A 13182-nucleotide genomic window follows, 5' to 3' on the forward strand; every position below is an offset into this window, starting at 1 on the left:
TTTGATAGTCCGGCTAAAGTACAGATTTTGACCGACTGATAGCGTGACAACTGGCTCAGAAAGGCCAATTGGCTCTTTATTGTGCTTTCCCGGTCAGCAGCGGCACGTACCGTTCCTGGATGATACGGGCGTGGTGAAGGGCATGGCCCACCAGGACGAACCCAAGCGCCAGCGATGATATGGTCTGGTTGTAACAGACACCCGTACGCTGCAGGGCCTCGTCATCGAGGCTTCTGAACAGGGCCAGGCTCGACTGCCGAACAAGCGCAAACTCCTCCAGCAGCGACGACAGCGACCGACGGTTGGCGTTGGCCTGCTGGCCGAACAGTTCTTCGTCGTAGCCAGGCAGCGGAGTTTTATCGTTCCGCGCAAATCGCATGGCCCGGTACGACATGATGCGCTCGTTATCGATAACGTGCTGAACAATATCCCGGACTGTCCATTTCCCGGGTGCGTAAACCTGGTTGCCGAGCGCCAGTAGGGTTTCGGCCGGAATCAGCCCGTCGAACGTAGCGGGTTGAGCGAGGGCGGTCAGCAGGTCAATATCATCGGCCAGGTTGATATACCGGTCGAAGAACTGCGGCATGATGGCAATGTCTGATTTAGTCATGGGCGTCGATAAACGATGGGGCCATAAACTTAGCCAAATTTCCGGAACGTCTGCAGCGCCCGGGTCTGACCAGGTTTATGGCCCCATGGACCCATTCGATTGGTAGGCTTTATTTCTTTGCTTTGGCCGCCGGAGGAGCAGGTGCTCCCGTGAGTTCGCCGATCAGCCGGTCCGCTTTGTAGATGTACCGCATGGCCGCTACCATACCGCCCGCGTGGACAGAGATGCTACGATTGCGGTCGGGCACGAAAATAAACTCACCCGGCAGGCTCTCCAGGTTACCGTCGAAAACGAGCCCAACGGCCTCCCGGTTTTTATTGATCATCGGACTACCCGAGTTACCGCCGATGATGTCATTGGTCGAGATAAAACACATCGGCTCTTTCAGCAGCGCCATAGGCGGATTTTTCCAGCGGGCGGGCAGGTTCCAGGGCGCTTTGTCGCCGAATGAGTAGTTGCGGTCGTACAGCCCGGCAAAGGTCGTAATGATCGGCGCCTGGGTGCCGTTATACGGGTATCCGCGCACCACGCCGTCGTTGATTCGCAGCGAGAACGTAGCGTCGGGCGGCACAGCCGGGCCATAGACGGCATACAGCATCCGGCCGAGCTGCCCCCGGAGCACTTCCTGCCGCTGGCTGATCTGGCGGGCCTGACGAGCAGCGGCCAGATAGCGCGGGAAGCCAATACGGGCCAGTACCAGCATGGGGTCGTTCGACGCGCCGATGGCGCCGGGCCGCGTACGCAGCTCCTGCACAAAACCCGGATCGTTCAGTTTGGTGGTCTTCAGCAGGTAAGCCGCGGCCTCCTTGGGCGTCCGCCCGTTGAGCGCGGCTTTTACGTACGGGTCGTCAGTACCCAAACCCGCTTGCGCTTCGGTCAGGTGAGCGGCCAGGTAAGCCTCTTCCAGCGCCGAATTCCTGACTACCGGCGATACCACCAGCGAACGGGCCCGCTCCGCATCCTGCGGGCGCGACGTCAGCAGTTCGTTATACTGGGTGAGCACGTTGGCAAAGGTCAGCAGCTCGCCCATGGTACGTTCGCTGGGGCCGAGAAAGTTGGCATCGTTGAACAAGCCCCGCAGCTGGGCCGTATTGGCCGCCAGCTCGTCCCAGGTTTTGAGCTGGTCGGCCGGCAGGTTTTTAGCCTGGGCTGCGGCTTTGAACTGCTTCTCGAACGACGCCTTCCGGGCCATCAGCACCGGGTCGCGCAGCCCGGCCAGTTGACCACCGTAGGCTTTCAGACTGTTTTCATAGCTGAAGATCTCATTCAGGACGCTATCGTTTTTGGCAGTGACGTTATAGGCCTGCAGGGCGTTAGACCGGTTCCGAATGAGCTGGATCGTGGCCGGTGTCTGAAAGTCGCGGTCAAACTCAAGCTCGGCCACGGTCTTCAGCCGCTCGGTACGGCCCGGATTACCGATCACGAAGATGGGCTCACCGTCTCGTACCCCGTTGGTATTGAACTTAAAAAAATGGCTCGTTTTTAAGGGCTTACCGTTGTCATACACCCGAAAAAAGGAGCAGTCGAGGGCGTAGCGTGGATAGGTGAAGTTGTCGGGATCGCCCCCGAAAAAGCCCAGTTGCAGCTCGGGCATGAACACCAGCCGCACATCGGTATATCGTTTGAAGCCGTAGAGTGCATAGCGCCCGCCGTTGTAGAACGTAATGGTTTGGAGTTCGAGCCCTTTCCAGTTGTCTTTGCTGGTATACTCGGCCTTTATATCCGAAAATACCTGCTCGCGCGCTTCCAGCTGCCCCGGCCCCGAACTCACCGCGCTCATGGCCTGCTGAACCCGGCTGGTGATGTCTTCGATCTGGACGAGCTGATCGACAAACAGACCTTCGACCGGCCGCTCTTCGGTCAGGGTTTTGGCATAAAAGCCCGTTGCGTTCAGGTCTTCGCCTTTTCGCTGTACGCCCGTACCGGATTCACGCGCGCAGTGGTGGTTGGTCATAACCAGCCCGTTGGCCGACACAAACGACGCCGAGCAGTAATCGGCAAACCGCAGCGAGGCCAGCCGGGCTTCGTCGAACCACTTCTGATCGGCCGTAAAGTTGTAGGTTTTCTGAAAATACGCGGTGGGGGGTGCGTCGAATGTCCACATCTTACCCAGGTCGAGCGGCCCACCGGCGGTATCGGCCTGGGTCTCCAGCGCCGACTGGGCAAACGTGGCCGTCAGCAGGCCCGTTAGCAAAAGGCCCGACAGCATAGCCGGGCGTAGGTGTTGTTTTCGCATCAGCAGCATTATATAGGAAAACAAATATAAACACCCGCTGGCATGTCTCGACGAGAACGCGCCAGCGGGTGAGTGTAAAGAACGGACTGGATCAGGCTACTTCGTTCTTCAGCATGATCTCGTTCGCTACCTTATCGTCTTTTCGGATAAACGGCCTGATAATAAGCCGCGTACCCCGCTGGTAAGTAAAGAGCCGGTACATCCAGTTGCTGAACACAATCAGCTTGCTCCGGAAGCCAACCAGGTACCAGATGTGTACGAACAGCCAGGCCATCCAGGCAATGAACCCGCCGAGGTGAATATTACCCGGCAGATCGGCCACCGCCCGGCTGCGCCCGACGATAGCCAGCGAGCCTTTGTCGAAGTACTCGAAGGGTTCCGTTGGTTCGTTCTTCAGCATTCGGCGCAGGTTTTTAGCCAGGTGGTTACCCTGCTGAATGGCGGGTTGAGCCACGCCCGGATGACCTTTCGGCCATTTTTCGGTCTTCATGAACGCAATGTCGCCGATGGCAAACACGTCGGTCAGGCCCTGCACCCGGTTGATGGGGTCGACCAGAATACGTCCCCGCTCGGTCGACTCGGCCGGGATGCCTTCAATCAGGGCACCCGTTACGCCCGCTCCCCAAACCAGCGTCTGGGTCTTGATCTGCTCCCCACCTTTGAAAGTAACGGTTTCGCCGTCGTAGCTCTCGACCATGGTGTTGAGCTTGATGATTACCCCCAGTTCTTCGAGGTAGCGCCGGGCTTTCTGACCCGCTTCGTCCGACATGGGAGGCAGCACCTTGCCCATGCCTTCAACCAGGTAGATGTTCATCTGGCTGAAGTCGAGGCCCGGATAGTCGGCAGGCAGCACGTGTTTGCGCATCTCGGCCAGTGAGCCCGCCATTTCGACCCCCGTTGGCCCGGCTCCCGCAATGACGAAGTTCAGCAGACTCTGCCGTTCCGATGGTTCGCGGGTGATGCTGGCCTGTTCGAAACATTGCAGAAACTGGCTCCGGATATTGAGCGCTTCGGGCACCGTTTTGAGCGGAAACGAATATTTCTGGATCTGCTCATTGCCGAAAAAATTCGATTTGGAGCCCGTCGCTACGATCAGATAATCATACGTAAGATCACCAATGAGCGTTGTTACAGTCTTGGCCGCCGGATCTATTTTGTTGACCCGCACCATTCGGTAGTGAAAGTCGGTGTGGTTGTCGAACATTTTCCGGAACGGCTCCGAAATAGCATCGGCCTCCAGACCGGCCGTAGCCACCTGATATAGCAATGGCCAGAAACCGTTGTAGTTCTGCTTGTCGAACAGCACTACCTGCACATCGGCGGTGCGCAGGCTTTTGGCCAGGTTCATCCCGCCAAACCCTCCGCCGATAATCACGACGCGAGGTTTGGTTGTATCGGGTATATTCAGTGATAGTTTATCGTATTGCAGCATCTTGCGTAAATCGTTTTCTTCTGACGGCTCCCGTTGTTACTAGACCTCGTAATCAGCCTTTTTGTTCGGATTTGGAGCCTGAATTGATCCTCTATCTCTATAACAAACTTTTTATTAATAAATGTTAATTTCTGGATGCGCTGATCAGCTCTTACAACCTTCTATCTCGCTTTGGCATCAAAATTGAATCCTTTACCTGTTCATCTTAAGCTTATGCGTTTTCAGTTCTACATTTTCCTTTGTCTGTTTCCCTGGCATACGCTCCTGGCGCAGCCCCAGCCCGGCGGCCCACGGTCGGGCGTTACCGTGAGCGGATACGTGCGCGAAGCCGGTAGTCGGGAAGCCCTGATTGGCGTCAACATTTATTTACCAGGCAGCGCTGTCGGCACCACGACCAACACCTACGGCTTTTATTCGCTCACGTTACCGGCTCAGGACAGCGTCAGGCTGGCGTTCTCGTTCGTCGGCTACGAACCCCTGACGCGGGTTATCGGTCTGCGGCAAAATTCCAGCCTCGACGTACAGCTCACCCCCGGTCAGGCCCTGTCGGAGGTAAGCGTTGTGGCCAGCCGCACCGACGAGCGGGTGAGTGAAAGCGCGCAGATGAGCCGGATCGACGTGCCGGTTTCACAGATCAAGAAGATTCCGGCTTTTCTGGGTGAAAAAGATGTGCTGCGCGTGTTGCAGCTGATGCCTGGTGTACAGAAAGGATCAGAAGGGCAAACCGGCATCTACGTACGCGGGGGCGGGCCCGATCAGAACCTGATCATTCTGGACGAAGCCACCGTTTATAATGCCAACCACCTGTTCGGTTTTTTCTCGGTATTCAACGGCGATGCACTGAAAAGCGTCGAGCTGACCAAGGGTGGTTTCCCGGCGCGGTACGGCGGGCGGCTGTCGTCGGTGATTGACCTGAACATGAAAGACGGCAACCGCGATAAACTCCACGGCGAAGGCGGTATTGGCCTTATATCGAGTCGATTAACGCTCGAAGGCCCATTTACGAAGAACAAGAAAGGATCGTTTCTGGTATCGGGCAGACGAACCTACCTGGATGTAGTAGCGGCTCCGCTGATTCGGGCGCAGAGCGAGGGCGAAACCAATGCCGGGTATTATTTCTACGACTTCAACGCCAAAGCCAACTACGAATTCAGCCCAAAAAATAAGGTCTACCTGAGCGGGTATTTCGGCCGCGACCGCTTCTACGCCCGCGATGCCGGCGAAGGAACCGATGTTGGCATTGGCTGGGGTAATGCCACAGGTACGCTTCGCTGGAACCACCTCTTCAACCAGAAACTGTTTTCCAACCTATCGCTCATTTACAGCGATTACGAGTTCAAGATTTCGTCCGATGAGCGGGGCAGTAGCAACAATCTGAACACCTCGCTCCGCTACAGCTCGGGCATCCGCGACCTCTCGGCCAAGCTCGATTTCGATTATTACCCCTCGCCGAAACATTCGGTCCGGTTTGGTACGCAGACTATCTTTCACCGGTTTACGCCCAGCGCCGTGGTGGTACAAAACAGCCTGGTCGACCAGTTTACCCAGAATGTAGAGGCCATTGACGCCGTTGAGTCTGGTGTCTACGCCGAGGATACCTGGCGACCTAATGATCGGTGGCGCGTAAACGGCGGCCTGCGACTGAGCCTGTTTGCGCAGGGAACCGCCAACTACCTGCGACCCGAACCCCGCCTGTCGGCCTCGTACCAGCTGCGGCCGGGCCTGTCGGCCAAGGCTTCGTACGCCATCATGAACCAGTATATTCATTTGCTGAGCAACACCGGCATAGGCCTGCCAACCGACCTGTGGGTGCCTACTACAGATCGCATCGCCCCGCAGCAGTCGAGCCAGGTAGCGGTAGGCATTGCCAATGATTTCTCAGACAATTTCGTACTGGGAAAGGGCTTCGCCCTAACGGTGGAGGGGTATCACAAAACCATGCGGAACATCATCAACTACCGCGAGGGGGCCAGCTTTCTGCTCATCGACGACCCGACCTCGGCCGAACGCGTACGGTGGGAAGACAACGTTACGGCCGGCCGGGGCTGGTCATACGGTGCCGAGGTCCTGCTGCAACGCAAAACCGGTCGGCTGTCGGGCTGGCTCGGCTACACGCTTTCCTGGACCCAGTGGCAGTTTGCCGAACTGAACGCCGGGAAGCCCTTCTTCCCCCGCTATGACCGGCGACATGATATATCGGTAGTGGGTATTTACGAACTCAGCAAGCGCGTGACCCTGTCGGGCACCTGGGTCTATGGTACCGGTAATGCCCTTACCGTGCCCGTGGCCAACTACCGCGCCTTCCGGCATCAGCCCGGTCTGCAAACCCTTTTTGGCTCGAACGGAGCCCCGTCGTCGATTGCTCCGCTTTTCGATTACGGAACTGATGTCAGTGACTACGGCCAGCAGAAGAACAGTTTCCGGGCCGAAGCGTATCACCGTTTCGACGTGTCGATCCAGTTTCATAAGCAGAAAAAGCACCACGAGCGCACCTGGGAGTTCAGCCTCTACAACGCCTACAACCGCCGAAACCCGTTCTTCTACCAGCTCGAATCAGTCAGCCAGGGGCAGGGCCAGCTCAGCCGTACGGCCCTGTTCCGGTATTCCGTTTTCCCCGTCGTTCCGTCATTCAGCTATAACTTCAAGTTCTGATCATGAAATTATCTATCTTGTTTTATAGTGGCCTGCTGAGCGGGCTGCTGCTGGCGGGCTGCGACAGCCTCCGGCAGGAAGTGGAACCAAAAGGAATCACGCGGGAAGGGGAAAAACTGGTGGTTACCTGCTTCATTTCACCCCAGGATACAGTACTGGTAGCCCTGGTGACACGCTCTTTACCCGTGCTAGGCACCGCTGATCCAATCCTCACCCCTACCTCGGTCAGGGACGCCACCGTAACCCTTTCGGATGGCAGCCAGACAATCACCATGACCAGTACAATTGGACGGCTACCCCTGATAGCTTACGATTATCGCGCCGACGCCCGTGAGATGCCTATTATAGTTGGAAAAACCTACACATTAACGGTCAGTGTGCCCGATGGTCGGCAGGTTACCGCCCGCTGCACAGTGCCAGGTCCGGTACCCATAGACCAGGTCGTGCTGGACTCCAGCATCACAAGTGAGTTTGGCCTGACCACCAAGAATTACCACGCCCGCCTTCGCTGGCGCGACCCGGCCGGCCAACCAAACTACTACAGGGTGGCGGGTGATAACGAGTACACCTACAGAAGCCAGTATGTACCAACGCCGGGTGGGCCCGTTAAGGATACGCTCATCAAAACACGGTCGGGCTGGACGTTCAACAACGGCTCTACCACGACCGATATTGGCCGCGACGGCCAGGATATTGTGTCGCAGCGGGCGCGGCTGGCTATTGCCTATTCCTGGATAAACGGTCAGCAGCAGGTAAGTCGACCTACGGGCCCGATCAATGCCTATCTGCTCAGCGTCGATGAAAACTACTACCGGTACCACGACTCGGTAGAACGCCAGAACGAGGTAGGCGGTAATCCGTTTGCCGAACCCGTACCCATCCAGACCAACGTTCAGGGCGGACTGGGCTGCTTCGGCGCCTACAATCAAGCCAGGGCCTCCGTAACGTTCAGGTAAAAAAAGAGAGCGTCCTGATCGAAAGAATTACCGTTACAGCATTCTTTCGATCAGGACGCCCCCTTCTATTGGCTATCTGGCTTAAACCGCCTGATTGTTCATCACTTCGGTCTGTTTCCGAATCGACTCCATGTGAATGATCTTGTAGATTTCTTCGACCAGCTCAGGGTACAAACCCAGCCGCTGGCCCAGTTCACCACGGGTTTTCAGAATTTCTTTCCAGCGATCGGGCTGAAACAGGGTTACGTTATTGTCACGTTTGTACTCGGCGAGCCGCTCGACCAGCGCCATACGGGCCGCCAGCATCTCAACGATTTGCCGATCTACGTTATCGATATTACGACGGGTCTGGTCGGCTACGCTGTTAAACTCGGTGCTGGGCGACTCAACCTGACGAATTTGCAGGTGGTCGAGCATGTCGCCGAAAGCGGCTGGCGTCAGCTGCTGGGCCGCGTCGCTCCAGGCGTTATCCGGATCGATATGCGACTCAACGATCAGACCATCGTAGTTCAGGTCCATCGCCATCTGCGCCAGTTCGTTTAGGTAAGCCCGTTTGCCAGCCATGTGGCTCGGGTCACCAATGATTGGCAGCTGCGGGAAGATCGACTTCAGTTCGATCGCCATCTGCCACATTGGTACGTTGCGGTATTTGGTAGCCTCGCCCGTAGCAAAACCCCGGTGAATAGCACCGAGCTTCGAAACGCCGGCACCGGCAATCCGCTCGAACGCACCCACCCACAGGGCCAGATCGGGGTTAACCGGGTTTTTCACCAGTACAGGCACATCGACACCCCGCAGCGCGTCGGCAATTTCCTGTACGTTGAAAGGGTTCACCGTGGTGCGGGCGCCTACCCACAGGATATCAACACCATATTTCAGGGCTAGCTCAATATGCTCAGGGGTAGCTACTTCAACCGCAAACGGCAGACCTGTTTCCGCTTTGGCGCGCTGAATCCAGGGCAGAGCGGCTTCGCCCATGCCTTCAAAGCTGCCTGGCCGGGTCCGGGGCTTCCAAACGCCGGCCCGGATAACATGAACCGCATCCAGCTGTTTCAGCTGACGCGCGGTTTCAACAAGTTGTTCTTCGGTCTCGGCGCTGCACGGACCGGCAATAATGAGGGGCTTGCCGTTGGTCTCAATCCACGATTCAAGCGGCTCTACGGCTAAATCGACTTTCATAATGACGCGTAATCTGGAGGTAATATGGATACTCTATCGGGAACTTTTCAATGCAATTTTGTGGTATATTTGCAGAGGGAATCGGCTGTTTGTCAAGCTGGTTCCTTCATTTGTCTTATCACAGGTTAAGTTTCTCGAACAAGTCGCGCCGGTGAGTTTAACCGTTTGACCGAAATTTCGTTTTATATTTCGGTCGTGTTAACCGACACGCACCTAACGCTATGGACGTAGCACCGCCAAAACGGAGCATTAATATGTCGAACCGAAGTAATCTAATGCCGGAAACCGCTGAGCGGGTCGCGGGCGTGAAACTGGACGAATCCCGGCCAGTCTCTTTTGAAGACACTTCGATTGCTTTTTCCTGCCAGTCGAATTTCAAACTTCGAAAAACGTACTGGTTGTTTGCGTTGATGAATAAGGGATGGCTGGTAAATATAGGGACATTTTTTATAAAGATTGCCCTACGCTTACGGCTCCCCATCAAATTCCTCATCAAAAACACGATTTTTGAGCAATTCTGTGGAGGTGAGAGTATCAACGATTCTGAACGTACCATCAGGCATCTCCAGAAGTACCACGTCGGAACCATCCTCGACTATTCAGTTGAAGGGGAAGAAACCGAAAAAAGTTTCGACGAGACAACACTCGAAATTCTGCGCACGATAGAACGCGCCAGCGAATCCTCCGATATTCCCTTCTCTGTCTTTAAAATTACGGGTATTGCCTCCACTGAATTGCTCGAAGCGATTCAGATCGGCGACTCGCTGGATAAAGACCAGAAAGCTGAATTTGACCGGGTGTTGAAGCGGGTCGATACGCTTTGCCGCCGGGCCCATGAGCGCAACGTACGCATCTTTATCGATGCCGAAGAAAGCTGGATTCAGGACACCATCGATACGCTGGCCTACGAGATGATGGATCGCTACAACCACGAGCGGCCCGTTGTTTACAACACGTACCAGATGTACCGCTGGGAGAGCCTGGAGCACCTCCGGCGCGATGCCGAAGAGGCCCGTGCCAAAGGCTATTACCTGGGTGTTAAGCTGGTTCGGGGTGCCTATCTGGAGAAAGAACGGCTCCGGGCTCACGAAGAAGAATACCAGGATCCGATCCAGCCTACCAAAGAAGATACGGATCATGATTTCAACGCAGCCATTGACTTCTGCCTGGAAAACCGCGACATCGTTTCAATCTGTCTGGGTACGCATAACGAATACAGTTGCCAGTACTGCGTGCAGCACATGAAAGACTACGGCATTGCCCCCGGCGATCCGCATATCTACTTCGCGCAGCTGCTGGGTATGAGCGATAATATTTCGTATAACCTCGCCAATGCAGGCTACAATGTGGCTAAATACGTGCCTTACGGGCCAGTAGAAGCCGTTATGCCTTACCTGTTCCGCAGGGCCGACGAGAATAAGTCGATTGCCGGTCAGAGCAGCCGCGAGTTTATGCTGATCAGTAACGAGTTGAAGCGCCGGAAAGGCTGCAAGTAGTATTTGTACGGTCAGTCAGTGTCTGCCCGCAGCTACTGACTGACCAGCCGCAAGGCTAAACGGGCACAGCAGGGTGGTTTTACGCTCCGGTGCTGTGCCGTACTTTTTTATATGATTCGTAAGAACCCGTTTAAGTTTTTCCTGCTGACGCTGGTGCTGATTGCGCTCGATCAGGGTGTCAAATTAGCCGTTCACCATTATATGGCTCCGGGCTTTGCGGGTCAGATTAAAGTCGTTGGCGACTGGCTGAAACTCCATTACGTACTTAACCCCGGTATGGCCTTTGGTATGCAGCTGGGCTACGAATACGGCAAGCTGCTCCTGAGTGTGTTCCGGCTGTTTGCTATGGTCGGCATCGGGTACTACCTGGTCCATCTAGCCCACCGGGGGGCGCCAAATGGTCTGCTCTGGGCCATGTCGATGATTCTGGCGGGTGCCGTTGGTAACGTGATCGACAGTACGTTCTACGGTGTTTTTCTGAACAATGCACCCTACGGCTCTCCCACCCCCTGGTTCCACGGCCAGGTTATCGACATGATTTTCGTTGATGTATGGGAGGGCTTCATTCCGGAGTGGGTTCCGATCTGGGGCGGTCAGTATTACTCGACCCCTATTTTCAACATTGCCGACTCGTGCATATTCATCGGGGTCTGTCTGATCCTGTTTTTCCAGCGCCGTTTCTTCGGTGAGCCCCCCCTGGAAGATAACCTCCTGCCCACGTCGGGCCCGGATGCTACCGAAGCGGCCGTGCTGCCCATGGCTGAAGTGCAGGATGAAGCCGATCAGCCAACCAGGCCAGTAGCCAGCGACGTAACCGACCAACCGGCTTCCACGGACCCGCTCCCGGACGAAGCCGATCGGCCCCACCCCAAACCGGCTTCGGTAACCCAGGACGAGCCGAAACCGACCGACTAGCCTGTTTTGCGGGCTACTGCGTTTCGTCCAGCGGCTGGAAATCCTTGAACGTCCGCTTGATAGCTTTGTCGTTGGCTTCTTTCTTGCTCTGCCAGTTGGCATCCAGCTCAAGCGCAACTAGTCCGCTCAGACTCATCGAATTACGGAAATCATCGAGCTTTTTCACAAACTCACCCGTCCGGCGGGTCGATTTGAGCGCAAATTCCCGCGCAAACACCTCCCCTTTGTTCTGTAGTTCGGCCCGCTTGCCCAGCACGTAATTGTACCGGTCGAGCAGATCTTTCATCGACTTTCCAATTACTTCAGTGGCTTCGAGGGTCCCCATGGTCAGCACCGCCGTCCCCCCGACGGCCGACACTAACCGACCGTTCTTCTGAACTTCAGGACTGGTGCTGGCCCCGGTTACCGCCGGAGTGACCCCAGTTACCGCTCCGAGCGAAGCGTTGGCTACCGACCGGTTTCGCTTACCACTTTTGGCTTTCCGATAGTCGCGCTTCAGCTGTTCTTCTTTCTCGCCCAACTGCTCAACCAGCCCCCAGGCCTGTACCAGCAGTTGCCGATATTGAGCGTAATAATACCGGTCTTTTTCACCCTCGTTGATGGTATTAAATACGGTGAACGTGATTCGCCGTTCTTCCCGATTCTGCGATTTGTCGAGCACGTAGAAAGTGATCTGGACATCCAGCGAATCGTAGGGATCTTTCACAAAATCATAGTCCGGCTGCCAGATGAACTCATATTGGTTCTCGGTATTCTTGACCAGCGCACTTTTCGGAATGTTCTGATTATCGGAGAGGAATCCGAAGGTTGCCACATCATCTTCGCCGTTGGGGTCCAGCAACGAAAACTTCAGGTTCACGGTCGCATTTTCGCGCATCCGATAGTGCGTCTGCTTCGGGATAACCGCGATATCGGGCGGCAGGTCCATCTGGGTTACCTCAACCTTCAGCCGACCTTTGGTACGGGTTTTGGCCGGCTGATCCTCAACCCAGAACTCAATATACTGCGGGTTCTGTTTGAGCCGGCTAAACTGGTTGAACGACAAGGTCCAGGACAACTCTCCCTGCGACGTCAGTTTACTCCCCTCGGGCATCTGATCGGGAATCGGAATAAAGACGAGCGGATCGCCGTCATCGTCGCGCACGAAATCAGAGTTGAGGTTATAGGTGTTGGGCGTCCGGTAGCGCACGTAGAAAGGCCGCATAGCGCCCACAACCGGCGGACGGTTGACGTGGAGTACTTTGAACTCAGCCTGCTGGGTAGCGACCTGCCCGCGGCTATTGCGAACCTCGAACGTAACCGGATACAATTTGGCCGACTGCACCCGATCGGTCAGGTCGTAGCTGGGGGTCCAGCTAAAATGGCCGAGCGAGTCGAGCTGCATACCATCCTGCTTGTCAGGTCCGAACGAAAAGACCAGTGTATCCTGAGCTGAACCGGTAGCTTTCAGGTCAAACCGCACGGTACTTCCTTCCGGTACTACGTTCCAGTTAGGCTGTGTTGGTAAAACCAGTTGTATTGATTTGGTATCCTGAGCATGAGTAAAGGTGGCCTGTAGCAGACCCAGCAACCCCGCTCCAATACTGGCAAGACGGTTCATAGGCAATGGATAAATGACAATCTACCTGGAAAAACGTAAAAGTATAACCGGAGATTTTGTAATTAGATAAGATTGATATTTTTCTTAGGTAAAACCCCTCTTTTTG

The 13182-nt window shown here is 55.6% G+C and carries 9 protein-coding genes; 4 read left to right on the forward strand and 5 right to left on the reverse strand.

Going from position 1 to position 13182, the window contains the following annotated elements; translation table 11 throughout:
- Positions 1-76 precede the first annotated feature (76 nt).
- The 3 genes from EQG79_RS24830 to EQG79_RS24840 form a co-directional block, all read right to left on the reverse strand.
- Complete coding sequence (locus EQG79_RS24830) at positions 77-610, reverse strand: DinB family protein (RefSeq protein WP_129605224.1); 534 nt, start codon at positions 608-610, stop codon at positions 77-79.
- Between the two features lie 109 nt (positions 611-719).
- Positions 720-2846 (reverse strand): S46 family peptidase, encoded by a 2127-nt coding sequence (locus tag EQG79_RS24835; RefSeq protein WP_129605227.1) that lies wholly within the window; start codon positions 2844-2846, stop codon positions 720-722.
- Between the two features lie 91 nt (positions 2847-2937).
- Positions 2938-4278, reverse strand: coding sequence for an NAD(P)/FAD-dependent oxidoreductase (locus EQG79_RS24840; protein ID WP_129605230.1), 1341 nt, complete (start codon positions 4276-4278; stop codon positions 2938-2940).
- 213 nt (positions 4279-4491) lie between these two features.
- Here EQG79_RS24840 and EQG79_RS24845 point away from each other — a divergent pair, with 213 nt between their 5' ends.
- Together EQG79_RS24845 and EQG79_RS24850 are read left to right on the forward strand one after the other, a co-directional pair.
- The gene (locus EQG79_RS24845) at positions 4492-6930 is read left to right on the forward strand and encodes a TonB-dependent receptor (RefSeq protein WP_129605233.1); all 2439 of its coding nucleotides are present in this window, start codon (positions 4492-4494) and stop codon (positions 6928-6930) included.
- 2 nt (positions 6931-6932) lie between these two features.
- Positions 6933-7886 carry a DUF4249 domain-containing protein gene (locus EQG79_RS24850; RefSeq protein WP_129605236.1) on the forward strand — a complete coding sequence of 318 codons (954 nt, stop codon included), beginning with the start codon at positions 6933-6935 and terminating at the stop codon, positions 7884-7886.
- An 81-nt stretch (positions 7887-7967) separates the two neighbouring features.
- Here the strand turns inward: EQG79_RS24850 and EQG79_RS24855 are convergent, their stop codons facing one another.
- A complete protein-coding gene (locus tag EQG79_RS24855) occupies positions 7968-9065 on the reverse strand; it encodes a chorismate mutase (protein WP_077923739.1) in 1098 nt (365 codons plus the stop codon).
- 275 nt (positions 9066-9340) lie between these two features.
- Here EQG79_RS24855 and EQG79_RS24860 point away from each other — a divergent pair, with 275 nt between their 5' ends.
- Positions 9341-10561: a proline dehydrogenase family protein gene (locus EQG79_RS24860; protein WP_077923738.1), complete on the forward strand. Its 1221-nt coding sequence runs from the start codon at positions 9341-9343 to the stop codon at positions 10559-10561.
- 111 nt (positions 10562-10672) lie between these two features.
- Positions 10673-11476: a lipoprotein signal peptidase gene (locus EQG79_RS24865; RefSeq protein ID WP_077923737.1), complete on the forward strand. Its 804-nt coding sequence runs from the start codon at positions 10673-10675 to the stop codon at positions 11474-11476.
- A 13-nt stretch (positions 11477-11489) separates the two neighbouring features.
- Here the strand turns inward: EQG79_RS24865 and EQG79_RS24870 are convergent, their stop codons facing one another.
- Positions 11490-13076: a hypothetical protein gene (locus tag EQG79_RS24870; protein WP_129605243.1), complete on the reverse strand. Its 1587-nt coding sequence runs from the start codon at positions 13074-13076 to the stop codon at positions 11490-11492.
- Positions 13077-13182 lie beyond the last annotated feature (106 nt).

This window comes from Spirosoma sordidisoli (genome assembly GCF_004138325.1).
In the GTDB taxonomy this organism is placed as follows: domain Bacteria; phylum Bacteroidota; class Bacteroidia; order Cytophagales; family Spirosomataceae; genus Spirosoma; species Spirosoma sordidisoli.